This is a genomic window from Actinomadura formosensis (genome assembly GCF_050948385.1).
GTDB lineage: Bacteria > Actinomycetota > Actinomycetes > Streptosporangiales > Streptosporangiaceae > Spirillospora > Spirillospora formosensis.
Map to the genome: position 1 here is coordinate 1,933,147 of NZ_CP192011.1, position 26,981 is coordinate 1,960,127.

Genomic DNA, 26,981 nt, shown 5'->3' on the forward strand with positions numbered 1-26,981 from the left:
AGTGGCATTTGACTATAGGGGGTACAGCGTGGCGCTTCTAACGTGCGGGGTGTTCCTTGACGTTGGAGGCTCCCTATGCTCAGCCCTGTTCTCCTCGCCGCCTCGCGCAGCGAGCGGATGCGCCATCTCGTCACGTCCGTGCCCCTGACCAGGGGAGTCGTCGACCGGTTCGTCGCCGGGGACGATCTGGAGGCCGCGATCGGGGTGACGCGGGACCTGCAGAACGCGGGGCTCAAGGTCACTCTCGACCACCTGGGCGAGGACACCCTGGAACCCGCGCAGGCCGAGGCGACCCGGGACGCCTATCTGCGGATGTTCGCGGCCTTCGAGGAGTACGGGCTCGCCGGCGGGGCGGACGCCTCGGTGAAGCTGTCGGCGCTGGGGCAGGCCCTGCCGGGAGACCTCGCACTTGACCATGCGCGGGAGATCTGCGACGCCGCCGGGCGGGTCGGCATGACCGTCACGCTCGACATGGAAGACCACACCACCGTTGACTCCACCCTGGAGATCCTCGGCAAGCTGCGGACGGACTTCCCCTGGGTGGGAGTCGCCATCCAGGCGATGTTGCGGCGCACCGAGGGCGACCTGCGTGACCTCGCAGGGGAGGGGTCGCGGGTCCGGCTGGTCAAGGGCGCCTATGCCGAGCCTGAGTCGGCGGCCTACCAGAGCAAGCCCGAGATCGACCGCGCCTACGTGCGGGGCCTCAAGCTGCTGATGAAGGGCGACGGCTACCCGATGATCGGCAGCCACGACCCGCGCATCATCGAGATCGCGCTGACACTGGCCGCGGGACGGTCGCCCGCGTCCTACGAGTTCCAGATGCTCTACGGAATCCGGACCGCAGAGCAGCGGCGGCTCGCCGAAGCCCACCAGATGCGCGTCTACGTCCCCTACGGGGCCGACTGGTACGGCTACTTCATGCGGCGCCTGGCCGAGCGGCCCGCCAACCTCGTCTTCTTTCTCCGTTCCTTCGTTTCCCGCTAGGAGGGTTTCCTTTCCATGGACGCCGTGACCAACGTTCCGCCGCCGACGAACGAGCCGGTGCGCGGGTATGCGCCGGGCAGCCCCGAGCGGGCCCGGCTGGAGGCGAAACTCGCCGAGCTGACCGCCGAGGCGCCGATCGACCTGCCCATGACGATCGGAGGCGAACGGCGCCTCGGCGGCGGCGCCAAGGTCGCCGTCGTGCAGCCGCACCGGCACGCGTCCGTCCTCGGCACCTTCGGGACCGCGACGCAGGACGACGCCCAAGACGCGATCCAGGCCGCGCTGAAGGCCGCGCCCGCCTGGCGGGCGCTGTCGTTCGACGACCGGGCCGCGATCTTCCTGCGCGCCGCCGACCTGCTCGCCGGGCCGTGGCGGGAGACGCTGCTGGCCGCGACGATGCTCGGGCAGTCCAAGACCGCCCAGCAGGCCGAGATCGACACCCCCTGCGAACTGGTCGACTTCTGGCGGTTCAACGTCCACTTCGCGCGGCGGATCCTCGCCGAGCAGCCGATCAGCAGCCCCGGCGTGTGGAACCGGTCCGACCACCGGCCGCTGGAGGGATTCGTCTACGCGATCACCCCGTTCAACTTCACCGCGATCGCCGCGAACCTGCCCACCGCCCCCGCCCTGATGGGCAACGTGGTGGTGTGGAAGCCGTCGCCGACGCAGACCTACTCCGCCGTGCTGCTCATGCGGCTGCTGGAAGAGGCCGGGCTGCCGCCGGGCGTCATCAACCTGGTGACCGGTGACGGGATCGCCGTGTCGGACGTGGCGCTCCAGCACCCCGACCTGGCCGGAATCCACTTCACGGGATCCACCGCGACGTTCCGGCACCTGTGGAAGACGGTCGGGAACAACATCGAGAAGTTCCGGAGCTACCCGCGGCTCGTGGGAGAGACGGGCGGCAAGGACTTCGTCGTCGCGCATCCGTCCGCCGACCCGGCCGTGCTCAAGACCGCGCTCGTGCGGGGCGCGTTCGAATACCAGGGGCAGAAGTGCTCCGCCGCGTCGCGCGCCTACATCCCGCGCTCCATCTGGGACGGGGGATTCAAGGAGGAACTGGTCGCCGAAGTCGACGGGCTCACCATGGGAGACGTCGCCGACCTGTCCAACTTCATCGGCGCCCTCATCGACGAGCGCGCGTTCGCCAAGAACAAGGCCGCGATCGACCGGGCCCACGCAGACCCGGACGTCGAAGTCGTCGCCGGCGGAACCTACGACGACTCGGCCGGATACTTCGTCCGGCCCACCCTGCTCGTGTCCGACGACCCCGAGAACGAAATCTTCCGGACCGAATACTTCGGCCCCATCCTCGGCATCCACGTCTACGAAGACGACCGGTACGAGGAAATGCTCGCGCAGATGGAGTCCGCGGCCGAATACGCGCTGACCGGCGCCGTCATCGCCAACGACCGGGCCGCCGCCGCGCACACCGCCGAAGTCCTCCGGTACGCGGCCGGCAACTTCTACATCAACGACAAGCCCACCGGTGCCGTCGTCGGGCAGCAGCCCTTCGGCGGAGGGCGCGCCTCCGGCACCAACGACAAGGCCGGCTCCGTGCTCAACCTGCTCCGCTGGACGTCGCCGCGCTCCATCAAGGAGACCTTCGTCCCGCCGACCGACTACCGGTACCCGCACATGCAGTAGCCGGCGAAGGCGCGGCACCTCCCCCGGAAGGCGCCGCCGGCCCCCGACGCCCGTGGCCGGAGAAAGCCCCGGCCACGGGCGAAAGGATTTGCCTAAGCCACCCCCGCCCAATACAGTTAACTCATCACCGCGGGGTGGAGCAGTTCGGTAGCTCGCTGGGCTCATAACCCAGAGGTCGCAGGTTCAAATCCTGCCCCCGCTACTGGTCTAGGGTCCGTGTGGTCGTGCGCTTTGGCGCACTTCCCCGCGGACCCTTCGCATTTTGTTCGGGGGACGATCCCCCGGAGCCCCCTGTGCCTCCGCCATCCCCCACCCGCCCGCCCCTGGGGCTCCGCCCCTAGACCCCCGCCTGGGCTGGGGCTTCGGGTCTGTCCTCTGCTCTTGGATCGGGCGTTTAGCCTGGGGGAATGCGGAATTCTGTGGCGGCTCTGGTGGACGTTTGTTGTGTGCTCGTCTTCGTGGCCATTGGACGGGCCTCGCATGAGGAGGCCGCCAGTTTGGCGGGGTTCGCCAATACCGCCTGGCCGTTTCTCGTGGGGCTCGGTGCCGGGTGGGGCGTGACGCGGGCCTGGCGTGGGGCGGACGCGCTGATGCCCGTCGGAGTCGGGGTCTGGGTTTGCGCCGTCGCGGTCGGAATGGTGCTGCGGGTCCTCGCCGGGCAGGGCACCGCCGTCGCGTTCGTGATCGTGGCCTCCAGTTTCCTCGGGCTCGCCCTGCTCGGGTGGCGGCTCCTCGCGCGGGTCGTGGGCGGGCGGAAGGTGTCCTCCGCCGGGTGACGGGACGTCACCCAAATGAGCGCTTGGTCACATTCGTTGATCGAACAGGTTGACGAGGGCGCCCCGTCCTGGTGAAGTTACCCGCGAGTCACGTGGGTGACCGGGATCATATGAAGGGGACACGATGGCATCTGCGCTGCGCGACTGGCTGGACAAGCCGCACACCGGACGCGGCGTGTACCTGGCGGCCGATGACGGCGGCTGGGAGTTCCGTGACTACGGTGCGCTGGCCTCCGCCGCGCGACGCACCGCCGGGGCGCTCATCGAGGAAGGCGTCCGGCCCGGCGACGTGGTGTGCCTCATCCTGCCGACGGACTTCACGTGCATCGAGACGTACTTCGGGGTCTGGGCGGCGGGGGGCACCGTCTGCCTGATCACGCCGCCGCTGTTCCAGGACGGGGACGACTACGTCGCCCACGTCGCGGCCATCCTGCGGCAGGCGTCGCCGGCGCTCGTCGTCGCCTCCAAGGACCTGGCCGAGTACGCCGGACGCGCCATGGACCAGGCCGGCCTGTGCGGCGAACCGTGGCAGCCCCGCCAGGCCGCGGAAACGGAGGTGCGGCCCGCCGGTGAGCTGGCGCTGCTGCAGTTCACCTCCGGGTCCAGCGGCGCGCCGCGCGGCGTCATGGTCACCTGGGCCAACCTGGAGGCCAACGCCGAGCTGATCGCCCGGATGGCCGGGTACGAGGACGGCGACGAGGTCGCGTCCTGGCTGCCGCTCTACCACGACATGGGGCTGATCGGCGCCTTCATCACCCCGATCGCGCGGCAGGGGACGCTCCGGCTGATGCGGCCGGACCACTTCATCCGCGACCCCGCGCGGTGGATCCGCTGCTTCACGGAGGCCGCGCACACGGCGGCGCCGCCGTTCGCGTACGCGTACTCCGCGCGGCGGGTCAAGCCCGAGCAGTTGGAGGGGCTCGACCTGTCGGGATGGAAGATGGCGCTGGTCGGCGCCGAGCCCATCGACCCCCATACGCTGGAGGTGTTCGCGCGGCTCGTGGAGCCGTTCGGGTTCTCGCGGTCGGTGTTCAAGCCCGCCTACGGGATGGCGGAGACGACGCTCCTGGTCACCATGGACAACAAAGGCCGTGCCCCGCTCGCCGTCCGGCCCGATCCGGAGACGCTGTCCTTCGGGTCGCCGGTGCGGATCCTGGAGCAGCATTCGCTCGGAGCCCAGTCGCTCGGTGCCAAGTCCGGGTGGGTCGTGGGGTGCGGGACGCCCGAGGAGGACGTGCCGGTCGTCATCGTGGACGACGACGGGAACGAACTGGCGGACGGGCTGCTCGGGGAGATCGTCGTGGGGGGCGCGTCGGCCTGCCCGGGATACTTCGCGGGCGCCGAGGCCAAGTCCACGCGGTTCATGGACGGGAAGGTCCACACCGGGGACGCCGGGTTCTTCCACGAAGGGCAGCTGTTCGTCCTCGGGCGCATGGGCGACAGCATCAAGGTCCGGGGCCGGTCCGTCTACGTCGAGGACCTCGAAGGCAAGATCGCCGAGGTCAGCGGGCTGGGGAAGGGACGCGTCGTCGTGGTCGGCGTGCCGGGGGCCGGGCGCAGGGGGCTCGCGCTGTTCGCCGAGACGCGGGGCGAGGAATGGGTCCCGGGAGTGCGCGAGATGCTCCGGCGGCGTGTCGGGGACGACGTGGAACTCACGATCGTCGTCGGCGCCGGGCTGATCCAGCGCACCTCCAGCGGCAAGCCCCGCCGCCGCTACATGTGGGAGCGCCTCCAGGCAGGTCACATGGACGGCGCACGCATCGTGCCCTGATTGCTAAAGGCGCTGATGACAGGACACCATGGCGTTGACGCTGCGAGAGGTCGACGATGCCGCCTGTTGCCAGAACGCTGTTCCGCCTGGGCGCCCGCCTGGGCTCCACCGCCCAGAACGCCCTGGAGGTCGCCCGGTTCGGGGGCTTCGACACGGGCGAGGACGCGTCCCCGTGCGAGGTGGTGACCGAGCAGCGCGTCTACCGGCTGCGGCACTACTTCCCCGGGTCGGCGGGCGGCCCGGTGATGCTGCTCGTGCCGCCGCTGATGATCACCGCGGAGGTGTACGACATCTCCTCGCGGGTCAGCGCCGTGAAAGTGCTGCACGATCTCGGCGTCGACCCGTGGGTGGTCGACTTCGGCGCGCCCGAGCGGGAGCCCGGCGGGCTGGAACGCACCATCAGCGACCATGTCCTGGCGGTCAGCGACGCCGTGGACCGGATCCGGAAGGCGACGGGGAGGGACGTCCATCTCGCCGGATACTCGCAAGGCGGCATGTTCGTCTACCAGGCCGCCGCCTACCGGCGCAGTGAGGGCATCGAGTCGGTCGTGACGTTCGGCAGCCCGTCCGACATCAGCCGGGGGCTGCCGTTCGGGCTGCCGAGCTGGCTCGCCTCGGAGGGGGTCGAGCGGATACCCGACCGGGTGCTCGGCGCGTTCGCCGTGCCCGGGTGGGTGACACGGTTCGGGTTCCAGGCGCTCAGCCCCGTCAAGTCGGTCCGGTCGAGGGTCGAGTTCATCCTCCAGTTGCACGACCGGGAACGGCTCGCGGCGCGGGAACGGCAGCGGCGGTTCCTGGAGCGGGACGGCTGGGTCTCCTGGCCCGGCCCCGCGCTCGCGGAGTTCCTCCGCCAGTTCATCCAGCACAACCGGATGCTGACCGGCGGGTTCGTCATCGGGGACCGGCTCGTCACGCTCGCCGACCTCACCTGCCCCGTGCTCACGTTCGTGGGCGAGGTCGACGAGATCGCGCCGCCGCCGATGGTGCGCGGCATCAGGCGGGCCGCGCCGCGCGCCCAGGTGTACGAGGCGTCCCTGAGCGCCGGGCACTTCGGGCTCGTCGTCGGCGGCCTCGCGATCGCGCAGACCTGGCCCGCCGTCGTGTCCTGGGCGATGTGGCGGGAGGGAAAGGACGACCTTCCGGAGATCGTCGTTCCGGTGGCGGGGGACGAGGAGGCCGAACCCGCCGGTCTGCCCGGCGGACCGGCGGGTTACGGGCTCCAGCTGGCGATGGGCATCGGGGCGAGTGCCGCGCGGTCGGTGCTCCGGACGGCCGCGCAGGTGGTGCGGGGGAGCGGGCAGCTGGGCGGAGAAGCGGCGCAGAACCTGCCCCGGCTGGCGCGGCTGGAGCGCCTCCAGTCCGACACGCGCATGTCCATGGGGCTGCTGCTGGACGAGCAGGCCCGGCGCAGGCCCGGAGAGGTCTTCTTCCTCTACCGCGGGCGTGCGCACACGCATGACGCGGCCAAGCGGCGTATCGACGCCGTGGTGCGCGGGCTGATCCACATCGGGGTCCGGCGCGGTGACGCCGTCGGTGTGCTGATGGGCACGCGGCCGACCGCGCTCGCGCTCGTGGCGGCTTTGAGCCGGCTCGGCGCGGTCGCCGTCCTGCTGCGTCCCGACGGTGATCCGGCCGCGGAGGTGCGGCTCAGCCAGGTGACCCGGGTGATCGCCGATCCGGAGCACGCCGCGCGGGCCGGGAGGCTGGAGGGCGTCCGGGCCTATCTGCTCGGTGGCGCCGGACGCGGCGACCGCGGATCGCTGATGGACATGGAGACCATCGACCCGGACCAGGTCGAGCTGCCGGGGTGGTACCGGCCGAACCCGGGGCGGGCGGGCGATCTCGCGTTCGTGGTGTTCCGCGGGGCGGGGGAGCAGCTGCGGGCCGGCCGGATCACGAACCGGCGCTGGGCCCTGTCCGCGTTCGGGACCGCGTCGTCGGCGGCGCTCTCATCGTCCGACACCGTGTACAGCATCACGCCGATCCAGCATCCCTCCGCGCTGCTGATGAGCCTCGGCGGCGCCGTCGCGGGCGGTGCCCGGCTCGCGCTCGCCGGCGGGTACGACCCGGAGACGTTCTGGGACGAGGCGCGCCGCTACGGCGTGACCGTCGCGTCCTACACCTGGATGCTGCTGCGCGACCTCGTGAACGCGCCCCCGAACCCGGCGGAACGGCACCACGCCGTCCGGCTGTTCATCGGGTCCGGGATGCCGCGCGGGCTGTGGCGGCGGGTCGAGGAACGGTTCGCGCCCGCCCGCGTCCTGGAGTTCTACGCCTCGACGGAGGGTGAGGCGGTCCTGGTCAACCTGAGCGGCAAGAAACCCGGATCGCTCGGGCGTCCGCTGCCCGGCAGCGCCGAGGTCCGGCTCGCCCGGTACGACCTGGAGAACGGGCACCTCGCCGAGGGGGCCGGCGGGTTCGCGATCGAGTGCGAGCCCGGCGAGATCGGCATGCTGCTGGCCCGGGTGCGGCCCTCGGCCATCGGCGCCGCGGCCCGGCCGGTGCGGGGCGTGTTCCGGGCCGAGGACGCGTGGACGATCACCGGTGACCTGTTCCGCCGGGACGCCGCCGGCGACTTCTGGCTCCTCGGGCGGGAGGGCGAGCTCATCCGCACCGCCGACGGCATCGTCCCGCCCGGGCCGATCAGGGACGCTCTCGGCGATCTGCCCTATGTCGACACCGTCGCCGTCTACGGCATCCCGGTGGGGGAGACGGAGCTCGCGGCGGCGGCCGTGAGCCTGCGCGATGCCGAGGGGTTCGCCCGGCGGCTCCGGGCGCCCTCGGAGGAGACACTGAAACCCATCGACCTGTCGGAGGCGCTGCTGCGGGTGGAGCCGGGGCTGCGGCCCGCGCTCGTCCGGGTGGTGGACGAGGTGCCCGTCACGGCGGGAGGGCGGCTGGTCACGGCGCCGCTGCGGGACGAGGGCGTCCCCGCCGCGGGCGACGGCCGCACCTACTACCGGGACAAGGCGGGCGCGTACCGGCCGCTCACGGACACGGCGCGGCGGCGGCTGCTCCGGGCGCCCGCGGCCCGCGAAGCGCGCTGACGGCGGAGGCTCAAGTCACCGCGGATAAGTCTGGACTTACGGGCGGGCGCTACGTTAGAACAAAGCAACAGATTCCGGTTATTTGTTGCAGTGTTCCCCGGAGGGGTCATGACGAGCGTCCTCGCGCCGCCGCCGCAGGGCAGCGGCCTGAAACCGGTCCCCGGAGTGCCCGGCGTCCCCTACATCGGCAACACGCTCGCCGTGATGCGCGACCCGATCGGGATGGCCCGCAAACGGTACGAACAGTACGGTCCCGTCGCCTGGGGCTGGCTGCTCGGGCAGCGGACCTGCACCGTCCAGGGCCCGGAGGCCGCCGAGGTCGTCCTGGTCAACCGGGACAAGGCGTTCGCGAACGGCCCCGCCTGGAGCTACTACATCGGGCCGTTCTTCAAACGCGGCATCATGCTGCTCGACTTCGAGGAGCACCTGCACCACCGCCGCATCATGCAGCAGGCGTTCACCCCCGCCCGGCTGCGCGCCTACATGGAGGCGATGGCACCCGGCATCGTCAAGGGCGTCGAGGCATGGGAACCCGGATCAGGCTTCAAGGTCTACGACCACGTCAAGCAGCTCACGCTCGACCTCGCCGTGGACGTGTTCATGGGCGTCGAACTGGACGGCGCCGAGCGCGCGCGGATCAACGGCGCGTTCATCGACGCGGTCCGGGCGGGGACGGCCTACGTCCGGTTCCCCGTCCCCGGGCTGCGCTGGCACCGGGGTCTGCGGGCCCGCAAGACGCTGGAGGAGTTCTTCTACCGGCACCTGCCCGCCAAGCGCCGCGAGGGGAGTGCCGGCGGTAGCGACCTGTTCGCCGCCCTGTGCGCGGCCGAGACCGACGACGGGCAGCGGTTCGGCGACGAGGACGTCGTCAACCACATGATCTTCGCGCTGATGGCGGCGCACGACACCACCACCATCACGCTGACGGCGATGGCCTACTACCTGGCCAAGTTCCCCGAATGGCAGGAGCGGCTGCGCGAGGAGTCGCTGGCCCTCGGCAAGGCGCGGCCCTCCTACGACGACCTGGACTCCCTCACCGGCATCGACATGGTGATGAAGGAGTCGCTGCGGATGCTGCCGCCCGTCCCGGCGCTGCCCCGCAAGGTCGTCAAGGACACCTCCATCCTCGGCTACCACGTCCCCGCCGGGACGATGGTCGTGGTGCCGATGCTCAGCAACCACCACATGGCCGACTGGTGGCCGGACCCGGACCGGTTCGACCCCGAGCGGTTCTCCCCGGAGCGCCGCGAGGACAAGATCCACAAGTACGCGTGGGCCCCGTTCGGCGGCGGCGCGCACAAGTGCATCGGGCTGTACTTCGCCGGGATGCAGGTCAGGACGATCCTGCACCAGGTGCTGCAGCGCTACCGGTGGAGCGTCCCCGCGCGGTACGAATGGCCCCTCGACACCACGTCCCTGCCGTCGCCGAAGGACGGGCTGCCCGTCCGGCTCGACCGGCTGGAACGGCCATGAGCAAGGTCATCGCCATCACCGGGGCCGTCCGGGGGACCGGCCCCGTGGTCGACGTCACCTTCCGCGAGTCGTTCGGGCCTTCCGGAAGGCGCGGCGGGCCGGGGGCAGGTAGCGGACGGACTCGGGCAGCAGCGGCCACAGCCGGTTCCCCGCCCGGACGGCCGCCGCGAACCGCCGGTGGCGGCGCTCGTCGGCGGCGCTCCACGGCAGGTCCAGCAGCTCGCGCATCCGCGGGTGCAGCCCGCCGACCGTGATGAACCGGGCGGCCGCGTTCAGCGGCGGTGACACCGCCCGCCATACCGGTGCGGGGACCGGCCGGGGCCTCGGCAGGCCCTTCCTGACGTAGCCGACGCCGTACCGGGCGGTCTTGTGCGGCTCGATCACCTCGTCCAGCATCCGCTTCCAGTACGCCTGGAAGGCTTCCCAGTCCTGCGGCATGGCCCGGTCGCTGACCCCGTACATCCGGAACCACGTCTTGGACTCCTCGTAGATCCGGTGTTTCTCCGCCTCGCCGAGCGGCCTGATGAACGTCTCGATCCCGTACAGCATGGTGTCGAGGAAGGTCGCGTGCGCCCAGTAGTACGTCTCGGGGTCGAGCGCGTGGTAGCGGGTGCCGTCCGGCATCGTCCCCTTGATGTCGCGGTGGTAGTCGCGCACCTTCCGGCCCGTCTCGGCGGACCGTTCCGCGCCGTACACGGTGTCCATGATCGGCCCGGCGGACCGCTTCACCCGCGCGAACGTCTCGGTGAAGAACACCGAGTGGTCGAGGACGCCCTGGCCGAGCGCGGGGAGCATGTTCTGCAGGACGGCCGCCCGCGGCCCGACCAGGATCATCCGGGTGTCGCCGAAGTAGCGCCAGGTCAGCGAGCCCGGCCCGAGCGGAGCCGGCGTCTGCGTGTCGGCCTGGTCCGTCATGTGCACCGCCGCAAGTGTGAGACAGAACTACAGGTTGACGATTATTGTAGCTATGTTGCGTCCGGTGGTACGAGCCGGGCGTCCGATCCGGCTAAGGTGCGGGCATGACGATGGACGCGACCGCAGGCGGGCTGCTCGCGCGGCTGGTCATGCCGGAGGACGGCGCCGACGATCTCGACACCCGCATCCTGGACGCGGCGCTCGCCGAGTTCGAGAGCTACGGGCTGCGCCGGGTCAGCGTGGAGGACGTCGCCAAGCGGGCGGGGGTCGCGCGCACCACCATCTACCGGCGGTTCACCAACAAGGAGCAGCTCCTCCAGGCGGTGATCCTGCGCGAGTGCCGCCGGTTCCTCACCGCGATCGCCGAGGCCACCGAGGACCTTCCGTCCCCCGAGGACGCCGTCGTGGAGGGGTTCGTCGTCGGGTTGCGCAGCGCCCGCACGCATCCGCTGATGACGCGCGTGCTGGAGAGCGAGCCCGAGGCGGTCCTGCCGCAGCTCAGCATGAACGGCGGCGCGGTCATGCTCGCCGCCCGCGACATCCTCGCCGACCGGCTGCGCCGCGCCCGTCCCGGCGACGCGGAGGACCACAACACCGTTGCCGAGGTGCTGCTGCGGCTCGCGTTGTCGCTGCTCCTCGTCCCGGGTGGCGGGCTGAAGCTGGACGGCGAGGACGCCATCCGCGCGTTCGCCCGCGACTACCTCACCCGGATGCTCCGCCCCGGCGCGCAGGCGGGTTGATCAGGGCGTTCCGCCCGGCGCCGTCCGTCCCGTACCCTCTGGTTCATTGAATTTCGTTCTAGAACCGGAGGCGCGGCATGGAGGCGGTCGTCGAGACGTCCTATGGGAAGGTTCGGGGGACGACGCGGGACGGCGTCACCGCGTTCCTCGGCATCCCCTACGCCGCGCCGCCGTTCGGGCCGAACCGCTTCCGGGCGCCGCGCCCGCCCCGGCCGTGGGACGGCGTCCGCCCCGCCGTCGAGTACGGGCCGACCGCACCCAAGCCCGGCTACCCGAAGCCGTTCGACGCGCTGCTTCCCGACCCGGACATCCCGGGTGAGGACTGCCTGAACCTGAACGTGTGGACGCCCGACCCCGGGGGGTCGGGGCTGCCCGTCATGGTGTGGATCCACGGCGGCGCGTTCCGGAACGGGTCCGGCGCGGTGCCCCTCTACAGCGGCCACGCCTTCGCCCGCGACGGCGTCGTCTGCGTGACGATCAACTACCGGCTCGGCGTGGAGGGCTTCGCGAATCTGCCCGGCGCGCCGCTCAACCGGGGGCTGCTCGACCAGATCGCCGCGCTGGAGTGGGTCCGCGACAACATCGCGGGCTTCGGCGGCGACCCCGGCCGCGTCACCGTGTTCGGCGAGTCCGCCGGGGGCATGAGCGTCACCACCCTGCTCTCCCTCGATCTCGGGCTGTTCCGGCGCGCGATCGCGCAGAGCGGTGCCGGCGGCATCGCGCAGGATCCGGACGACGCCATGCTCGTCACCAAGGAGATGGCCGCCCGGCTCGGCGTCGAGCCGACCGCGGAGGCGTTCGCCGCGCTCGACCCGGCCGCGATCATCCCCGCGCAGGCGTCCGTCGCCGCCGAGGTCGCGATGCTGCCCGACCCCGGCCGCTGGGGCGCCACCACCGCGGCGGGCGGCATGTCCCTCACCCCGGTGCTGGACGGCGAGCTGCTCACCCGCCGCCCCGAGGACGCCATCGCCGCCGGGGCCGGCCGCGACGTGGACCTGCTCATCGGCTACACGTCCGAGGAGTTCCGGCTGTTCCTGATGCCGACCGGCCTCGCGGCCCAGCTCACCGACGAGGCCGTGGGCGTCGTCGCCGCCGGGATGGGCGTCCCGTCCGGGCTGCCCGCCGCCTACCGTGACCGGTACCCGGACATGACGGCCGGCGAGCTGATGGCGACGATCATCACCGACAGCCTGTTCCGCGTTCCGGCGAACCGCGCCGCCGCCGGACACGCCGCATCCGGCGGGCGGACGTGGATGTACGAGTTCGGATGGCGGTCGCCGAACCACGACCTCGGCGCCTGCCACGCACTGGAGTTGGGCTTCGTGTTCGACAACCTGTCCGCCGGGACCGGGGGCATGGCCGGCCCGAACCCGCCGCAGGCGCTCGCCGACCGGATGCACCGCGCCTGGGCCGGCTTCGCCGGCACCGGCGACCCCGGCTGGGAGCGGTTCGACCCGTCCACGCGGGCGGTGCGGATGTTCGGCGAACCGGACGGCGGGGTCGCCGGCGACCCGCGCGGCGGCGACCGCGCGCTCTGGGACTAGAGCAGCTCGGCGATGTGCTCGGCGATGGCCAGGGAGGACGTCGCCGCGGGGGACGGGGCGTTGCGGACGGTCACGACCGGGCCGACGCGTCCGATCCGGAAGTCGTCGACGAGCGAGCCGTCGGGGTCCACCGCCTGCGCGCGGACCCCGGCAGGCGCCGCGACGACGTCCGCCGCCCGCAGGGACGGGACGAAGCCGCGCGCCTCGGCGACGAAGGCCCGCCTGACCGCCGAGCCGTAGAGTTCCTTCGCGCCCGTCCGCCAGTGCCGTCGTGCCAGGTGCCGGAAGCCCGGCCAGCGGATCGTCTCCCACAGGTCACGAGGGCGGATGTCGCGGCGCCGGTAGCCCTCCCTGGCCAGGGCCAGGACGGCGTTGGGGCCGACGTCCACGCCACCGTCCACGCGGCGCGTGAAGTGCACGCCGAGGAACGGGTAGCGGGGGTCGGGCACCGGGTAGATGAGGCCGCGGACAAGATCCGTCCGGGACGGGACGAGCCGGTAGTACTCGCCGCGGAACGGGATGATCGCCGGGGCGGGGGAGTCGCCGGCCAGCCGCGCCACCCGGTCGGAGTGCAGGCCCGCGCACACCACGAGCCTGTCGAACGTCAGTTCCTCGCGCGGGGACGCGACCGTGACGCGGTCCCCGGCCCGGCCCAGCCGGACGACCTCGAAGCCGAGCCTGACCTCGCCGCCGCCCCCGGCCACGTCGTCGGCGAACGCGCGGGCGACCGCCGGGAAGTCGACGATCGCGGTGGTGGGGGAGTGCAGGGCGGCCACCCCGGCGGCGTGCGGCTCGATCTCGCGCAGCTCACCGCCCGTCAGCCGCCGCAGCCCCGGAACACCGTTGGCCGCCGCGCGGTGCTCGATCTCCTCCAGCGCGGCCAGTTCCGACGCGTCCCGCGCCACGACGACCTTGCCGCACTCCTCGTAGGGCAGGTTCCGGTCGGTGCAGTATTCCTTGAGCAGGCCGATGCCGCGCCTGCACAGCGCCGCCTTCAGCGAGCCCGGCGCGTAGTACAGGCCCGCGTGGGCGACGCCGCTGTTGTGGCCGGTCTGGTGGGCCGCGACGCGGTCCTCCTTGTCGAGGACCGTCACCGTCACGCCGGGGCGCGTCTCGGTCAGCCGCCGCGCGATCGCCAGCCCGACAATGCCCGCGCCGACCACCCCGACCTTCGTCTCCGCCACATCCCGCACCCTAACGGGGCGGGCCCGGCGGGGGGCGAACCCCCGGCCCCGCAGCCGCCCGGATCAGCTCCCGAGCCGCTTGCGGCCCTGCGCCCGCACCCGCTTGCGCTGGGACGGGTCGAGCATCAGGTACCCGACGAGCGGTGCGCCGAGGACGCCGAGGATGATCAGCGCGCTCAGCCACCAGGGGAAGACGAACAGGGTCAGGAAGCCGACGATGACGCCGCCGATCACTACCTTGGTCTGGGTCGACATCTGAAACCTCCGTTTTGCGGACCGCCCATCTGGGACAACGACCGCCCCGCGACCGCTGTTCCACGATATGTCGCGAGTCGGCCGGATGGCCATGATGATCTGGCCCCGCAGCAGGTATGCCCGGCACTCGCCGGTCAGATGCGCAGCGAGAGCTGCCCGCCGCCCAGCGTGCGCAGGACGTCGGCGTGCAGCTTGCCGTTCGTGCAGACGACGCTGCCGCCGTCCGGGCCCGGCACCCCGGACAGGTCGGTGAACATCCCGCCGGCCTCCTCCACGATGACCTGGAGCGCGGCGAGGTCCCACAGCGAGACCTCCGGCTCGGCGGAGATGTCGATCACGCCCTCGGCGACCATCATGTGCGACCAGAAATCGCCGAACGCCCGCGTCCGCCACACCTCGCGCGTCAGATCCAGGAACCGGTCGAGCCGGCCCTGCTCCTCCCACCCGCTGAGGCTGGAGAACGACAGGGACGCATCCGGCAGGCCGCCGACCGACGACACGTTCATCCGGGTGGCGCGGGTGAGGCTGCGCCCCGTCCAGGCGCCGCCGCCCCGGGCCGCCCACCAGCGCCGGTTCAGCGCCGGCGCCGACACCACCCCGACGACGATCTCGTCGTTCTCCATCAGCGCGATCAGCGTCGCCCACACCGGGACGCCGCGGACGAAGTTCTTCGTCGCGTCGATCGGGTCGATGATCCAGCAGCGGTTCCCGTACCCGGTCTTGCCGTACTCCTCGCCGAGCACCGCGTCGCGCGGGCGCGCCCGCTTCAGCGTGCCGCGGATCTGCTCCTCCACGCTGCGGTCGGCGTCGCTGACCGGCGTCAGGTCCGGCTTGGTCTCGACGTCGAGATCGAGGGCGCGGAAACGCCTGGTCGTGATGTCGTCGGCCCCGTCCGCCAGCACATGCGCGAGACGCAGGTCATCGGAATAGCCCGCCACGGCGTGCCACGCTACCCTGCTCACCCCCTGGCCAGACACACCTACCCGCGGTTCCGGCTTTTCGGTCGTCCCGCGCGGCGCGGCGGGGCGCGGCGGCCGGTTTCGCGGGACGGGTGGTGGCACCATGGGGCCATGGCGCACGACCTTCCCCCGTGGGTTGCCGAGCTGACCGACCCGCGCCGGGCGGAGACGCTCGACCAGCTCGCCGACCGTCTCGTCCCCCTGGCCGACCACGCCATCGACGTGTCCCGTCGATTGCAGGCACAGCTCAACGAGCTCAACGACCCGTTCGACCGCGACGCGCTCCACGGGCGCGTGGAACGGCTGAAGGCCAGGGTGGGCGAGGCCCTGGACGAGATCACCGCGCAGATCGCCGCGTCCGGGCAGGAGCGCATCGAGCGCGTCTGGGCGGACCTCGCCGGGCGCGCCGTGCCCGGCGAGCGGGAGCGCGAGCTGCGCCGCCTGCTGGACCGTGACGTCGTCCCGGTGCTGTCCCGGCGGCAGCGGGACGCCGCCGAACGCGTCGCCGAACGCACCTCCGCGGCGCTGGAGGAGGCGACGCGGACGCTGCTCACCCGGGTGGAGGAGCTGGCGAAGGCGGTCACCGACCTGATCCACGAGGTGCTGCCCCACGCCCGCGAGGGCCTGACCCTGGCCGGCCGCCTCTCGGCCCTGTCGAGCCGGGCGCGGAAGGCGGGCCGGGGCCCGATCCCGGGCGAGCTGAAGAGCGCGGGAGACGAGGCGTCCCGGGCGTTCGACGAGGCCGTCGCGCGGCTGGAGCTGGAATGGGCCGCGCTCGGCGCCCGGTCGGCGAGCGTGCGGGCGGCGCTGCGCGGCGCCGAGGAGAGCGCGTTCAGCCACGTCACCGAGGAGATGACCCGGTGCGTGGCGGAACTCGCGCCTCAGCACGTCAAGGCGCTGGACGAGGCCGAGGCCAAGGCGCGCGCCCTGCTGGAGGAGCCGCGCGGCTAGCCCGCCGGGACGCGGCGGCGCCGCTGCCTGCGCGGGCCCCGTCCGCGCCGCGTCAGGAGGTGCTGCGCAGCGTCTTCAGGAACGTCTCATAGTGGGGGAGGGCGCCCTCCCAGTGCTTCTGGTCGGAGATCAGCAGGACCTGGTAGAGGGCGTTGCCGAACACGAACACCCGCACGCGCGCGCGGCCCAGGATGCCGTTCTTGGTGAAGGTGAACTGAAGTTCGGCCGCCTGCCCGCCCAGGAAGGGGACGTTCCGGTCGAACATCTCCTGTTCGAAGCCGGGATAGGCGCTGGAGTCGTTCCTCATCTTGTCGATCGCGGAGGCGAGGCCGTCCCCCGGATCGCTCTGGGAGGCCGAGCCGAGCCGCTGGATCACCACGGCCCGCTTCACGCCCTTGGTCTGGTCGGTGAACGTCACGTCGTCGCCCTGGGCCTCGTCCGTCCAGCCCTGGGGGACGGCCGCGACGAACGCCGACCCCCGGTACACGCGGTATCCGTCGGGGGCGGCGACCTGCGAGGGCGGCGACGAGGTACCCGGCCGCCGGTCCCCGCCCCCGTTCCCGCCCTCGGCCTTGTCCTTGGCCCCGCCGTTGTCGCTGAACACCACGACCGCGACGACGGCGACGGCGATCATGGCGGCGACGATCCCGGCGGGCACCAGCAGCGGCCACGGCATCCGCCTCCGCTGCGAGGGGGAGTGCGGAGGCGCCGTCTCGACCGCCGGTCCGGCCGGGGGCGGCGGCAGCGTCACGTTGTGCGGCGGCCGGGCGGGCGCGAGGACCGGCTGCGGCGCGCCGGGCGTGCGGGGCGGCCGCGGCGCGCCGTGCGCGACCCGGCGGAGCAGCCGCCCGGCCTCCTCGGGCCCCATCCGCTGCGCGGGGTCCTTGCGGAGCAGCCCGTGCAGGACGGGCGTCAGGGGACCGGCGTGCTGGAGCGGATCCGGATCGTCCGACAGGACGGCGGCCATCACGCCCCACACGTCCTCGCGCCGGAACGGCGGCCGGCCCTCGACCGCCGCGTACAGCGTCCCGCCCAGCGACCAGAGATCGGACGCCGGAGTCGCCTTCTGGTGCCGCGCCTGCTCGGGCGCCAGATAGGCGGGCGACCCGACGATCGCGCCGGCCTGGGTGAGCGTCTCGTCACCCGCCACGGTCGCGATCCCGAAGTCGGTGAGGACGGCCCGGCCCCGCGGCAGCAGCACGTTCCCCGGCTTGACGTCGCGGTGCACGACCCCGGACGCGTGCGCCGCGCCCAGCGCGTCCAGCAGGTCGAGCCCGATCGCCGCGACCCGCGCCGGCGGCAGCGGCCCCTCCCGCGCGATGACCCGGTCGAGCCCCTCGGCCCGGACGAGCTGCATCACGATCCAGGGCCGGCCGTCCTCCTCGCCGACGTCGTAGACGGTCACGATGCCCGGATGGTCGAGCCGCGCCGCCGACCGCGCCTCCCGGAACGTCCGCGCGTACAGCCGCTCGACCTGCGCGTCGTCCAGCCCCTGCGGCAGCGACACCTCCTTGACCGCCACCTCGCGGCCGAGCGTCCGGTCGCGGGCCCGCCACACCGCGCCCATCCCACCCCGGCCGAGCACCTCCACGAGCTCGTACCGCGCAGCGATCATCTGAGGCATGTAAGGGACCATAGCGACGCGTAACGCCGTCCGTCGCGGGCTATTCGACGGTGTCGGAGTCGCGGGCGCCGAGAAGGCGGCGCAGGGAGTCCAGCCGGGCCCGGGAGGCGTGGCCTTCGGCGACCCACCCGTTCAGGCCGCAGTCGTCCTGGAAGTGGTCGCAGTGCGGCGGGCAGCGTTCGGCGGCGCCCTCGGCGAGGTCCTCGAACGCGTTGATCACGTTCTCCGGATCGACGTGGGCCAGGCCGAAGCTGCGGACGCCCGGGGTGTCGATGATCCAGCCGTCCGCGCCGGGCAGCTCCAGCGCGATCGCCGACGACGAGGTGTGCCGGCCGCGGCCGGTGACGACGTTGACGTGGCTGACCGTGCGTTCGGCGTCCGGGACCAGTGAGTTCACCAGCGTCGACTTGCCGACGCCCGAATGGCCCACGAGGACGCTCGCGCGGCCGGACAGGTGGGCGCGCAGCTCGTCCAGGCCGCCGCCGCGCCGCGTCACCACGTACGGGACGCCGAGCGGCGCGTACTCGGCGACCAGGGCGTCCGGGGCGGCGAGGTCGGCCTTGGTCAGGCAGAGCAGCGGATCCATCCCGGCGTCGTAGGCGGCGACGAGCTGCCGGTCGATCAGCCGGGGGCGGGGCTCGGGGGAGGCGAGCGCCGTGACGATGACCAGCTGGTCGGCGTTCGCGACGATGATCCGCTCGAACGGGTCGGTGTCGTCGGCGGTGCGGCGCAGCGAGGACGTGCGGGGCTCCACCCGGACGATGCGGGCCAGGGTGTCGGGGGCGCCGGACACGTCCCCGACCAGCGCCACCCGGTCGCCGACGACGACGCCCTTGCGGCCCAGCTCGCGGGCGCGCATCGCGATGACGCCGCGCTCGTCCCCGGTGCCGGGATCGACCAGGCAGCGGTAGCGGCCCCGGTCCACCGCGGTCACGAGCCCGGGCGAGGCGCCCTCGTGTGCGGGACGGCGGCGGGTGCGCGGCCGCGATCCCCGGCGGCCGGGCCGTACCCGGACGTCGTCCTCGTCGTAGTCATGTACGCGTCGAGCCAGTGTCCGCCCCTGACGTCAGGCGGGCGTCAGCATCGACGCCCACTGCCGGGTGAAGTTCGGAAGAGTCTTGCCCACGGTGCCCGGATTCTCCACATCGATGCCGGGAACGGCCAGGCCGAGCACCGCCGCCGCCATCACCATCCGATGGTCGTCGTAGGTGTGGAAGACGCCGCCGTGCAGCGGACGCGGGCGGATCTCCAGCCCGTCCGGCAGTTCGGTGGCGTCGCCGCCCAGCCCGTTGATCTCGGCGACCAGCGCGGCGAGCCGGTCGGTCTCGTGGCCGCGCAGGTGCGCGATGCCCGTCAGCCGGGACGGGGAGTCCGCAAGCGCGCAGAGAGCCGCGAGCACCGGGGTGAGCTCGCCCACCGCGTGCAGGTCCGCGTCCAGGCCGCCGAACCCGCCGCGGCCCCGCACGGTCAGCCCGTCCGGGCCGTGCGACACCTCGGCGCCCATCGCGCCGAGCAGCCCGCGCAGCGCGTCGCCCGGCTGCGTCGTCTCGGCCGGCCAGCCCGGCACGGTCACCCGCCCGCCCGTGACGAGCGCGGCGCCGAGGAACTGCGCCGCGTTCGACAGATCCGGCTCGATCACCCAGTCCCGGCCCCGCAGCGGGCCCGGCGCGACACGCCAGACCTTCTGCCCGGTCTCCACCGTCGCACCCGCCGCGCGCAGCATCTCAACGGTCATGGTCAGGTGCGCCGCCGACGGCACGGGCGGGCCCTCGTGCCGGATCTCGACGCCCTTGTCGAAGCGCGGCGCGGCCAGCAGCAGCCCCGACACCAGCTGGGACGATCCAGAGGCGTCGATCACGACCTCCCCGCCGTTCACCGCGCCCGTCCCGCGCACGGTGAACGGGAGCGCGCCCCGCCCGCCGTCGTCGATGTCGGCGCCGAGCGCCCGCAGCGCGGTGATGATCGGGCCCATCGGCCGCTCCCGGGCGCGCGGATCGCCGTCCACGAACACCTCGCCGGACGCCAGTGCCGCGACCGGCGGCAGGAACCGCATCACCGTCCCGGCCAGGCCCGTGTCGACGGTCGCCGGACCCGTCAGCTCACCGGGGACGACCCGCCAGTCCGTGCCCGTCCCGGGGGCCGGCCCTCCGGGGCCGCCCGCGGCGGCCCCATCGCCGCCCTCATCGACCCCGACGCCGAGCGCGCGCAGCGCGGCGGCCATCAGGTCGGTGTCGCGGCTGCGCAGTGGGCGGACGACCCGGCCCGGCGCGGCGGCGAGCGCGGCCAGGATCAGCGCCCGGTTGGTCATCGACTTCGAGCCGGGCAGCGGGACGGTGGCGTCCACCGGGACACGCGCGACCGGGGCGGGCCAGTGCGGAGAGGGCATGACCCAAGGTTATCGGGCCGGAACGAGTCAGAGCGGAATGGTGAGCAGCGTCCCGCCGCCGTCGAGGCGTACCACGAAACTGCTGATCTCCGGCCGGGTCAGCCCCGTACCGCCCTGCATGACCAGCGGCTTCGGCTGGCCCGGCACGCCGTAGCCCTTGTCGGGGACGCGCCAGCCCGCGACGGTGCTGCGCTCGCCGTTGCGCGACACGGCCTCCAGGTGGCACCGCAGCGGCCCCTTGATGCCGCGCAGTTCCAGGCTCACCTGCGTGCCCCAGCCCTTGTCGACCAGGCCGACCGTCCCGGACGCGCCCGTGCTCGCGTTCGCCGCGTGGAACCGCTCGCCGACGATCGACTGCGCCGTGGGCGGCGGCCTGTAGTGGCCCTCCTCGTTCAGCGTCGTCCCCACCGCGACACCCGCGCCCAGCGCCACCGCCGCGGCGGCGGAGGCGATCGCGTACGTGCCGCGCCGGAACCGCCGGTCGGCCCGCCGCCTGCGGCGCATCATGTCGATCACGGGCGCCGGGGCCGCGGGCGGCTCGTCCTCCTCCGGCGCCGGCTCGGCGGCGGGCTCGGCGGCGGCTCCCGGCGCCGACTCGAAGAGGGCCCCGGCCGCCCCGGCCAGCTCTCCCAGCTCGGTCTGGCAGCGGCCGCACCCGTGCAGATGCGCCTCGAAGGCCCGGCGATCGCCGTCTTCGAGAAGCCCCAGCGCGTAGGCGCCGACATCGGTGTGCTCGACCGGGGTACTCATGAGGTCACCCCCCTCTCCTCCAGGGCGACGCGCAACGCGCGCAGTGCGTAGTACACGCGGGACTTGACCGTCCCCACCGGGATGCCCAGGTACTCGGCGGCCTGGTTCACCGTCCGGTCGCGCAGCACCGTCTCCATGAGCACCTGCCGGTGCGCGGGGGACAGCGACTTCAGCGCCTCCGTCACGACGACCTTGCGCAGCAGGCCGTCCATCTCGTCCGCCATCGGGAGGTTCTCCAGGGGGCCGTCGCCGACCTCCGGCGGCCGGACCTCGCGCTGCCGCCGGTGGTCGATCACGATACGCCGGGAGACCGTGGCCAGCCACGGCATCAGCGAGGACGTCCGGTCGTCCAGCCGGTCCGCGCTGCGCCACGCCCTGATCATGGTCTCCTGCACCACGTCCTCGGCCCACTGGCGGTCACCGCCGGTCAGCCGGAGAACGAACGCGAGGAGCGGCCGATGGTACTCGCGGTAGAGCTCCGTGACGATGTCCTCGTCGTCTTTTCCGGGCTCGCGCGCGGCCGATACCGGCCGTGCCGTGCCGGGGCGGCGGAGCAGGCTCCGCAACCCGCCGGGCCGGCGGCCGGACGATCCGGGAAGGGCCATGGCCGGGGCGTCTCCGTCGTGGTGGAATGCGGGCGGTCACCCGGCAGTACGGGACCGCCTCACCTCCCGGTTCAATGGTTTTGAGGTTCTTTTAAGGTTCTCTTCGGGAAATCAGCGTTTGACCGCCTCAAGAACCTTGCCCGCCTGGACGGCCGTACCCGTCTTGACCGTCCGGCCCGCCTTCATGGCCTTCGCGGCCTGGGTGGCGGTGCCCGCCTTGACCGTCTGCCCCGCCCGCGCGGCCCGGTTCGGCTTGGACGCGCGTCCGAGCCGGAACGCGCCACCCGCCCCCTTGGCGTTCTTGAACATGCCGCCCTTGAACATGCCGCCGGCCTTGCCGGCCTTGAACACGCCGCCGTACCCGATGTTCTTCAGCGCGCCGCCCGCCTTGCCCGCCTTGAAGGCACCGCCGGCGCCGATCTTGGCCAGCGCGCCGCCGGCCCCGCCGGCCCGCCGGCCGCCCTTGCGCGCGGTCTTCGCGGGCTTCGTGATCTTCGCCGCCTTCGCCGCCTTCGCGGTCCGCCTGGCGGCCTCGCGTCCGGCCTCCGCGCGGGCGACGCGCACCTGCCGGGCCGCCTTCCGGCGAGCGTCCCGCAGCGTGGCGGCGGCCTCCCGGCGCATGGCCTTCGCCTCGGCGCCGGTCTTGATCTGCGTCTCGCGCATCGCGCGCCGCAGCTGCGCGGTGCGCGGCGGGCGCCGCGGCTCGGTCGCCGACATGAGCAGCGCGCCGAACAGGGCGGCGTTCTTCAGCAGGTGCGAGCGCTCGTTCGCGCGGCGCTCGGGGTCGTGCTCGGTCCAGTAGTGGTGCTCGGTCGCCAGCGCGGGGACCAGCTGCGCGGCGAGCAGCAGTGTCGCCAGCCGCCGGAACTTCCCGGTCAGCAGCAGCGCGCCCGTGCCGAGGCTGAGCGCGCCCTCCATCCGGACGAGGGTCTCGGGGTCCTTCGGCATCCAGTCGATCCGGTCGGCGACCGGCTTGACGGCCGGGCCGACCCGCTCAGCGCGCTCGCGCGGATCGCGGATGGCGTCCAGGCCGGTCATGATGTAGGGCGCCGCCACGAAGGGGCGGGCCAGGGTCGTGAAGGGTCGCATGACCCGCTACATGCCCAGCGTGTCGCACCTCAAGCGCGGCAGGATGGGAGCCATGTGCGGACGTTATGCAACCACCCGGGCGCGTCAGGAGCTGCTGGACGAGTTCCAGGTACAGCTCGACGCCGTCGACGGGGACATCCAGCCCGACTACAACGTCGCTCCGACGAAACAGGTACCGGCCATCCTGACCAGGGCCCCGAAGGGCGCACCCGAGGAGGCCGCCGCCGTCCGGCAGCTGCGGACGGTGCGATGGGGCCTCGTCCCGTCCTGGGCCAAGGACCTGTCCATCGGCTCCCGCATGATCAACGCGCGGTTCGAGACCGTGCACGAGAAGCCGTCGTACCGCCGGGCGTTCGCCCGGCGCCGCTGCCTGCTGCCCGCCGACGGCTACTTCGAGTGGTACACGATCCAGGACCGGGACGGCGCGCCGGACCCGGCCGAGGGCGAGAAGAAGGCCAAGAAGAAGCCGCAGAAGCAGCCGTATTTCATCCGCCCGAAAGACGGCGCGATCATGGCGATGGCCGGACTCTATGAACTGTGGAGGTCGCCCGAAGGCGGTTCCGGGGGGTCGGCCCCCCAGACCGAAGAGGGCGAGTGGGTGTGGACGTGCACGGTCATCACGACCGACGCGCCGGACGACCTCGGGCGGATCCACGACCGGATGCCGATGATCGTCGAGCCGGACCGCTGGGACGCCTGGCTCGACCCCGAGCTGACCGGCACCGAGCAGGTCCGCGGCCTCCTGGTGCCCGCCATGGCCGGGACAATGGACGCCTACCCGGTGTCAAAAGCGGTCAACAGCGTGAAGAACAACGGGCCGGAGCTCATAGAACCGGTGATTTCCGGGGATAGTCCCGGTAACCATTCCGACAGCCTGTTCTGACCGCCGCCGCCCCGCGTGCCGCCGCCCCGGCCCGTCCCGGCGGGGCGGCCGGGGCGAAATCCCCTTCGCCGGGGAGCCCAGCGGGAGGAGTTCGCACGATCGTGGACACCGCCGTCGCCCGTTCCCGCCTCACGGCCATGCTCGCGGATCTGGATCGTTCCATTGCCATTCTCCGCGGCGAGACCCCCGAACGCGACAATTCCGCCGCGGACGCCGGGGCCGGCCTCACCGCCCACGACCGGGTGGAGGCCGCGCTGGAATCACTGGAACGCCATCGCGCCGGCGTGGCCGCGGCCCTGGAGCGGATCGGCGCCGGTACCTACGGCCGCTGTGTCGACTGCGCAGAGCCCGTCCCCGAGGGCCGCTTGGAGGCCCGTCCCGACGCCGCCCGCTGCATCACCTGCCAGGCCGGGCACGACCGCAGGCGTTAGCCCGCCCTGCGGGCGCTGGCGAGGAGATGGATTCCCAGGGACTCGTCCGCCTGCCGGGCGTTCAGTTCGGTGCGGATCAGGCGGGGCAGGGCGCGCGGCGACTCGGCGAGGACGTGCTCGACCGTTGACGGGGAGAGCACCGTGCGGGGCCTGATCCATTCGACGTCGAGGCCGGCGTCGGTGAGCAGTTCGCGGAGTTGGTGGGACGAGAACGAGCGGGTGATCGTCCCGTCCGGCCAGGGGACGAGGACGACCTCGGCGCTCGGCACGTCCGAAAGGTGCGCCCAGTAGTTCCGCTCGGCGAGCAGCGCCATCCCGAGGGTGAGGGAGTCGACGCAGAGCAGGACGCGGCCGCCGGGACGCAGCACGCGGGCGATCTCGGCGATGGTGGCCTCGGTGGCGAGGTGGCGGGACAGCACGCGGTTCTCGGCGATCACGGCGTCCACGCAGGCGTCGGTGAGGTAGGAGAGTGTGCCGGAGTCGGCGATCAGCGGGGTCGTGCCGCGCACCGGACGGCCCGGCTCGCCGGACGCGCGGGCCCGGTGCTCGGGGTCGCGCACCTCCAGCACCGCGTGCCCGGCGCCGGCGGCGAGGCCCGCGCTGTGCCCGTGGCCGCCCGAAACGTCCAGCACGCGGGACCGCCGGCGCGGCAGCCAGCGCGTGAGCTGGGCGTCCGCCACCGCCCGGTAGAAGGTCCAGTAGCGCGCCAGGGAGTCTCCGGCGCCGTCTCCGGAGGTGTCGCGCAGGCTGGCGATGGTGGGCTCGGAAGGTCGCGCCGAATGCACGGAGTGCACCTATTGCTCCTGTTCTCGCCGTGTACGTCACTTCTTTCCCCGTCCGGGGCCGGACTTCACCCTGAGTGACCCGGTGTTCGGGCGCGTCGCCCCATACAGGGAATCGGCGGGGCCGTTGCGGTGTTGCACCGTCTCATAGCGAACAACACGGAGGTGCTGACCGATGACCACGGCCGTCGCCGATCCGCAGCGGAGAGCCGGTGCGGCGGCGCCGAGCGGCGATGCGCGGGCACCCGTCCGCGTTGTCAGGCCGCGCGGACCGATATCGTCTGTGGGATACGACGCCGCCGGCCCAGTCGCGGCCACGGGCGCCACAGCCGAGGAGGTGGGTCAGGTACCGGGCACCACGGAGACCGTGGAGCAGCGCCAGGAGCGGTTCCAGCGCGACGTGCTCCCGTTCTTGGACCAGCTGTATTCGGCCGCGCTGCGCATGACGCGCAACCCGGCCGACGCCGAGGACCTCGTCCAGGAGACGTTCGCCAAGGCGTTCGCGTCCTTCCACCAGTTCAAGGAAGGCACCAACCTCAAGGCGTGGCTCTACCGCATCCTGACCAACACGTTCATCAACTCCTACCGCAAGAAGCAGCGCCAGCCCCAGCAGGCCGCCACCGAGGACATCGAGGACTGGCAGCTCGCGCGCGCCGAGTCGCACACCTCCAGCGGCCTGAAGTCCGCCGAGGCCGAGGCGCTGGAGCACCTGCCCGACAGCGATGTGAAGCGGGCGCTGCAGGACCTGCCGGAGGAATTCCGCATCGCGGTCTATCTCGCCGATGTCGAGGGCTTCGCCTACAAGGAGATCGCCGAGATCATGGGCACGCCCATCGGTACGGTGATGTCCCGGCTGCACCGCGGCCGGCGCCAGCTGCGCGGCATGCTGGAGGACTACGCTGAGGAGCGCGGGCTCACCCGCGCCGGCAGGGGGTCGACATGAGCTGCGGGAACCACCATGACACGCCCTGTGACGAGGTACTGGCGCGGGTTTACACCTACCTCGACGGCGAACTCGACCAGGGCGGGTGCGGAGAGGTCCGCCAGCACCTGGACGAGTGCGGGCCGTGCCTGCGCGAGTACGGGCTCGAAGAGGCCGTCAAGAAACTGGTGAGCAAGTCGTGCGGGTGCGAGCAGGCCCCGACCGACCTGCGCGCCAAGGTGCTCGGCCGGATCGAGGAGATCTGCGGCGAGATCAAGGCGTCCGGAGGCGCCGACAAGCCCGCGGGCACCTGAACCGCCGGTATCGTGCTGCGGGTGCTCGCACTCGTCACCGGCGCGGCCGGATTCATCGGATCCCATCTCGTCGACCGGCTTGTCGCGGACGGTCATGAGGTCATCGGCGTGGACGACATGTCGTCCGGCGCCAACTCCCGTCCAGGCGTGGAGCTGTGGGAGATGGACGTCGCCGACCCGGCGCTCGCGGAGAAGGCCGCGGTGCGGCGTCCCGAGGTGATCTGCCATCTGGCCGCGCAGGTCAGCGTCCGCGCCAGCGTGGCCGACCCGCTGGGCGACGCCCGCACGAACGTGATGGGCACCGCCAACGTGCTGGAGACCGCGCGCGCGGCCGGCGCGCGCAAGGTGGTGTTCACCTCCAGTTGCGCGGTGTACGGGGTGCCGGACGCCCTGCCCGTCCCGGCGGACGCCGAGCTGCGGCCCGCCTCGCCGTACGCGGCATCGAAGGTCTCCGGCGAGGTCTACGCGGGCATGTACCGGCAGCTGCACGGCATCGACTTCACGACGCTCACCCTGGCCAACGTCTACGGGCCGAGGCAGACGCCCGAGGGCGAGGCGGGCGTCATCTCCATCTTCACGGACGCGCTGCTGTCCGGCCGCCCGACCAGGGTGTTCGGCGACGGCACGCAGACCCGCGACTACGTCTACGTCCTGGACGTGGTGGACGCGTTCGCCCGCGCGGCCGGCGACGCGGGCGGCGGGCGGCGCTTCAACGTGGGCACCGGGCTCGAGACGAGCGACCGGGAGCTGCACACGCTGGTCGCCGAGGCGGCGGGCGCGCCGGACGACCCGGAGTTCGCGCCGCCGCGGCTGGGCGATCTGCCCGCGATGGCGGTCGACCCGCGGGCCACCCGGGAGGCGCTCGGCTGGGAGCCGGAGGTCGGCCTGCGCGAGGGACTCGCCGAGACGGTCGCCTGGGTGCGCGAGCGGAACGCTGCGCACGGCTGAA

At 72.7% G+C, this 26,981-nt stretch carries 25 protein-coding genes and 1 tRNA gene; 15 read left to right on the plus strand and 11 right to left on the minus strand.

Annotated features, from left to right (window positions below; translation table 11 throughout):
* The first annotated feature begins 75 nt into the window (after positions 1-75).
* The 7 genes from ACQP1N_RS09115 to ACQP1N_RS09145 all read left to right on the plus strand — a co-directional run bounded on the left by ACQP1N_RS09115 (position 76) and on the right by ACQP1N_RS09145 (position 9,698).
* Positions 76-984, plus strand: coding sequence for a proline dehydrogenase family protein (locus tag ACQP1N_RS09115; RefSeq protein ID WP_067807792.1), 909 nt, complete (start codon positions 76-78; stop codon positions 982-984).
* A 15-nt stretch (positions 985-999) separates the two neighbouring features.
* The gene (gene pruA / locus ACQP1N_RS09120; protein ID WP_067807789.1) at positions 1,000-2,631 is read left to right on the plus strand and encodes an L-glutamate gamma-semialdehyde dehydrogenase; all 1,632 of its coding nucleotides are present in this window, start codon (positions 1,000-1,002) and stop codon (positions 2,629-2,631) included.
* Between the two features lie 128 nt (positions 2,632-2,759).
* Positions 2,760-2,833 (plus strand) — tRNA-Met (locus tag ACQP1N_RS09125).
* A gap of 205 nt (positions 2,834-3,038) precedes the next feature.
* Complete coding sequence (locus tag ACQP1N_RS09130; protein WP_067806302.1) at positions 3,039-3,407, plus strand: DUF3054 domain-containing protein; 369 nt, start codon at positions 3,039-3,041, stop codon at positions 3,405-3,407.
* Positions 3,408-3,531: 124 nt separating this feature from the next.
* The gene (locus ACQP1N_RS09135) at positions 3,532-5,178 is read left to right on the plus strand and encodes an AMP-binding protein (RefSeq protein WP_067806300.1); all 1,647 of its coding nucleotides are present in this window, start codon (positions 3,532-3,534) and stop codon (positions 5,176-5,178) included.
* A gap of 56 nt (positions 5,179-5,234) precedes the next feature.
* Complete coding sequence (locus ACQP1N_RS09140; RefSeq protein WP_433230412.1) at positions 5,235-8,225, plus strand: AMP-binding protein; 2,991 nt, start codon at positions 5,235-5,237, stop codon at positions 8,223-8,225.
* A 108-nt stretch (positions 8,226-8,333) separates the two neighbouring features.
* On the plus strand, positions 8,334-9,698 hold the full coding sequence (locus tag ACQP1N_RS09145) for a cytochrome P450 (RefSeq protein ID WP_433230414.1): 1,365 nt from the start codon (positions 8,334-8,336) through the stop codon (positions 9,696-9,698).
* A gap of 54 nt (positions 9,699-9,752) precedes the next feature.
* Here ACQP1N_RS09145 and ACQP1N_RS09150 read toward each other — a convergent pair whose 3' ends face one another.
* Positions 9,753-10,613, minus strand: a complete 861-nt coding sequence (locus ACQP1N_RS09150) for an oxygenase MpaB family protein (RefSeq protein WP_433232634.1) — start codon at positions 10,611-10,613, stop codon at positions 9,753-9,755.
* Positions 10,614-10,717: 104 nt separating this feature from the next.
* Here ACQP1N_RS09150 and ACQP1N_RS09155 point away from each other — a divergent pair, with 104 nt between their 5' ends.
* Positions 10,718-11,353, plus strand: a complete 636-nt coding sequence (locus tag ACQP1N_RS09155) for a TetR/AcrR family transcriptional regulator (RefSeq protein WP_433230416.1) — start codon at positions 10,718-10,720, stop codon at positions 11,351-11,353.
* A gap of 77 nt (positions 11,354-11,430) precedes the next feature.
* Positions 11,431-12,897: a carboxylesterase/lipase family protein gene (locus tag ACQP1N_RS09160; protein WP_433230418.1), complete on the plus strand. Its 1,467-nt coding sequence runs from the start codon at positions 11,431-11,433 to the stop codon at positions 12,895-12,897.
* Here the strand turns inward: ACQP1N_RS09160 and lhgO are convergent.
* The 3 genes from lhgO to hisN all read right to left on the minus strand — a co-directional run bounded on the left by lhgO (position 12,894) and on the right by hisN (position 15,274).
* Complete coding sequence (lhgO, locus tag ACQP1N_RS09165; RefSeq protein WP_067806285.1) at positions 12,894-14,081, minus strand: L-2-hydroxyglutarate oxidase; 1,188 nt, start codon at positions 14,079-14,081, stop codon at positions 12,894-12,896. The two genes, ACQP1N_RS09160 and lhgO, sit on opposite strands and share 4 nt — an antisense overlap.
* 63 nt (positions 14,082-14,144) lie before the next feature.
* Entirely contained in the window at positions 14,145-14,336 is a 192-nt protein-coding gene (locus ACQP1N_RS09170; protein ID WP_067806283.1) for a hypothetical protein, read from the minus strand.
* A 134-nt stretch (positions 14,337-14,470) separates the two neighbouring features.
* Positions 14,471-15,274 carry a histidinol-phosphatase gene (hisN, locus tag ACQP1N_RS09175; RefSeq protein ID WP_067806280.1) on the minus strand — a complete coding sequence of 268 codons (804 nt, stop codon included), beginning with the start codon at positions 15,272-15,274 and terminating at the stop codon, positions 14,471-14,473.
* Between the two features lie 132 nt (positions 15,275-15,406).
* Between hisN and ACQP1N_RS09180 the strand changes: the two genes are divergently transcribed.
* Entirely contained in the window at positions 15,407-16,246 is an 840-nt protein-coding gene (locus ACQP1N_RS09180) for a hypothetical protein (RefSeq protein WP_067806277.1), read from the plus strand.
* Between the two features lie 52 nt (positions 16,247-16,298).
* Here the strand turns inward: ACQP1N_RS09180 and ACQP1N_RS09185 are convergent, their stop codons facing one another.
* The 6 genes from ACQP1N_RS09185 to ACQP1N_RS09210 all read right to left on the minus strand — a co-directional run bounded on the left by ACQP1N_RS09185 (position 16,299) and on the right by ACQP1N_RS09210 (position 22,700).
* The gene (locus tag ACQP1N_RS09185; protein ID WP_433230422.1) at positions 16,299-17,870 is read right to left on the minus strand and encodes a protein kinase domain-containing protein; all 1,572 of its coding nucleotides are present in this window, start codon (positions 17,868-17,870) and stop codon (positions 16,299-16,301) included.
* A 40-nt stretch (positions 17,871-17,910) separates the two neighbouring features.
* Positions 17,911-18,921: a ribosome small subunit-dependent GTPase A gene (gene rsgA / locus ACQP1N_RS09190; RefSeq protein ID WP_433232637.1), complete on the minus strand. Its 1,011-nt coding sequence runs from the start codon at positions 18,919-18,921 to the stop codon at positions 17,911-17,913.
* Positions 18,922-18,936: 15 nt separating this feature from the next.
* The gene (gene aroA / locus ACQP1N_RS09195) at positions 18,937-20,256 is read right to left on the minus strand and encodes a 3-phosphoshikimate 1-carboxyvinyltransferase (protein WP_433230425.1); all 1,320 of its coding nucleotides are present in this window, start codon (positions 20,254-20,256) and stop codon (positions 18,937-18,939) included.
* A gap of 27 nt (positions 20,257-20,283) precedes the next feature.
* Positions 20,284-21,006 (minus strand): anti-sigma factor family protein, encoded by a 723-nt coding sequence (locus ACQP1N_RS09200; RefSeq protein WP_433230428.1) that lies wholly within the window; start codon positions 21,004-21,006, stop codon positions 20,284-20,286.
* Positions 21,003-21,611, minus strand: coding sequence for a sigma-70 family RNA polymerase sigma factor (locus ACQP1N_RS09205; protein ID WP_067794276.1), 609 nt, complete (start codon positions 21,609-21,611; stop codon positions 21,003-21,005). Before ACQP1N_RS09205 ends, ACQP1N_RS09200 begins: the two co-directional genes overlap by 4 nt.
* A gap of 111 nt (positions 21,612-21,722) precedes the next feature.
* Positions 21,723-22,700, minus strand: a complete 978-nt coding sequence (locus ACQP1N_RS09210; protein ID WP_433230431.1) for a DoxX family membrane protein — start codon at positions 22,698-22,700, stop codon at positions 21,723-21,725.
* Between ACQP1N_RS09210 and ACQP1N_RS09215 the strand changes: the two genes are divergently transcribed.
* Both ACQP1N_RS09215 and ACQP1N_RS09220 read left to right on the plus strand, forming a co-directional pair.
* Positions 22,699-23,583 carry an SOS response-associated peptidase gene (locus ACQP1N_RS09215; RefSeq protein WP_242608732.1) on the plus strand — a complete coding sequence of 295 codons (885 nt, stop codon included), beginning with the start codon at positions 22,699-22,701 and terminating at the stop codon, positions 23,581-23,583. The two genes, ACQP1N_RS09210 and ACQP1N_RS09215, sit on opposite strands and share 2 nt — an antisense overlap.
* Before the next feature lie 101 nt (positions 23,584-23,684).
* Positions 23,685-24,014 carry a TraR/DksA family transcriptional regulator gene (locus ACQP1N_RS09220; protein WP_067794275.1) on the plus strand — a complete coding sequence of 110 codons (330 nt, stop codon included), beginning with the start codon at positions 23,685-23,687 and terminating at the stop codon, positions 24,012-24,014.
* Here the strand turns inward: ACQP1N_RS09220 and ACQP1N_RS09225 are convergent.
* Positions 24,011-24,808: a class I SAM-dependent methyltransferase gene (locus ACQP1N_RS09225; protein WP_306303154.1), complete on the minus strand. Its 798-nt coding sequence runs from the start codon at positions 24,806-24,808 to the stop codon at positions 24,011-24,013. The two genes, ACQP1N_RS09220 and ACQP1N_RS09225, sit on opposite strands and share 4 nt — an antisense overlap.
* A gap of 325 nt (positions 24,809-25,133) precedes the next feature.
* On the opposite strand from ACQP1N_RS09225, the gene ACQP1N_RS09230 reads away from it, so the two are divergent.
* The 3 genes from ACQP1N_RS09230 to ACQP1N_RS09240 are packed head-to-tail and all read left to right on the plus strand — an operon-like array spanning position 25,134 to position 26,980.
* Positions 25,134-25,739, plus strand: coding sequence for a sigma-70 family RNA polymerase sigma factor (locus tag ACQP1N_RS09230; RefSeq protein WP_067794288.1), 606 nt, complete (start codon positions 25,134-25,136; stop codon positions 25,737-25,739).
* A complete protein-coding gene (gene rsrA, locus ACQP1N_RS09235) occupies positions 25,736-26,032 on the plus strand; it encodes a mycothiol system anti-sigma-R factor (protein WP_067794274.1) in 297 nt (98 codons plus the stop codon). The genes ACQP1N_RS09230 and rsrA overlap by 4 nt, the downstream gene beginning before the upstream one ends.
* Before the next feature lie 21 nt (positions 26,033-26,053).
* The gene (locus ACQP1N_RS09240; protein ID WP_131732521.1) at positions 26,054-26,980 is read left to right on the plus strand and encodes an NAD-dependent epimerase/dehydratase family protein; all 927 of its coding nucleotides are present in this window, start codon (positions 26,054-26,056) and stop codon (positions 26,978-26,980) included.
* Position 26,981: the final 1 nt, after the last annotated feature.

Excerpts from the sequence above, each read along its gene's own strand:
- ACQP1N_RS09115 (WP_067807792.1), top strand. The coding sequence starts at position 76 with ATGCTCAGCCCTGTTCTCCTCGCCGCCTCGCGCAGCGAGCGGATGCGC.
- pruA (WP_067807789.1), top strand. The coding sequence starts at position 1,000 with ATGGACGCCGTGACCAACGTTCCGCCGCCGACGAACGAGCCGGTGCGC.
- ACQP1N_RS09130 (WP_067806302.1), top strand. The coding sequence starts at position 3,039 with ATGCGGAATTCTGTGGCGGCTCTGGTGGACGTTTGTTGTGTGCTCGTC.
- ACQP1N_RS09135 (WP_067806300.1), top strand. The coding sequence starts at position 3,532 with ATGGCATCTGCGCTGCGCGACTGGCTGGACAAGCCGCACACCGGACGC.
- ACQP1N_RS09140 (WP_433230412.1), top strand. The coding sequence starts at position 5,235 with ATGCCGCCTGTTGCCAGAACGCTGTTCCGCCTGGGCGCCCGCCTGGGC.
- ACQP1N_RS09145 (WP_433230414.1), top strand. The coding sequence starts at position 8,334 with ATGACGAGCGTCCTCGCGCCGCCGCCGCAGGGCAGCGGCCTGAAACCG.
- ACQP1N_RS09150 (WP_433232634.1), bottom strand. The coding sequence starts at position 10,613 with ATGACGGACCAGGCCGACACGCAGACGCCGGCTCCGCTCGGGCCGGGC.
- ACQP1N_RS09155 (WP_433230416.1), top strand. The coding sequence starts at position 10,718 with ATGACGATGGACGCGACCGCAGGCGGGCTGCTCGCGCGGCTGGTCATG.
- ACQP1N_RS09160 (WP_433230418.1), top strand. The coding sequence starts at position 11,431 with ATGGAGGCGGTCGTCGAGACGTCCTATGGGAAGGTTCGGGGGACGACG.
- ACQP1N_RS09170 (WP_067806283.1), bottom strand. The coding sequence starts at position 14,336 with ATGTCGACCCAGACCAAGGTAGTGATCGGCGGCGTCATCGTCGGCTTC.
- ACQP1N_RS09180 (WP_067806277.1), top strand. The coding sequence starts at position 15,407 with ATGGCGCACGACCTTCCCCCGTGGGTTGCCGAGCTGACCGACCCGCGC.
- ACQP1N_RS09185 (WP_433230422.1), bottom strand. The coding sequence starts at position 17,870 with ATGCCTCAGATGATCGCTGCGCGGTACGAGCTCGTGGAGGTGCTCGGC.
- aroA (WP_433230425.1), bottom strand. The coding sequence starts at position 20,256 with ATGCCCTCTCCGCACTGGCCCGCCCCGGTCGCGCGTGTCCCGGTGGAC.
- ACQP1N_RS09200 (WP_433230428.1), bottom strand. The coding sequence starts at position 21,006 with ATGAGTACCCCGGTCGAGCACACCGATGTCGGCGCCTACGCGCTGGGG.
- ACQP1N_RS09205 (WP_067794276.1), bottom strand. The coding sequence starts at position 21,611 with ATGGCCCTTCCCGGATCGTCCGGCCGCCGGCCCGGCGGGTTGCGGAGC.
- ACQP1N_RS09215 (WP_242608732.1), top strand. The coding sequence starts at position 22,699 with ATGACCCGCTACATGCCCAGCGTGTCGCACCTCAAGCGCGGCAGGATG.
- ACQP1N_RS09210 (WP_433230431.1), bottom strand. The coding sequence starts at position 22,700 with ATGCGACCCTTCACGACCCTGGCCCGCCCCTTCGTGGCGGCGCCCTAC.
- rsrA (WP_067794274.1), top strand. The coding sequence starts at position 25,736 with ATGAGCTGCGGGAACCACCATGACACGCCCTGTGACGAGGTACTGGCG.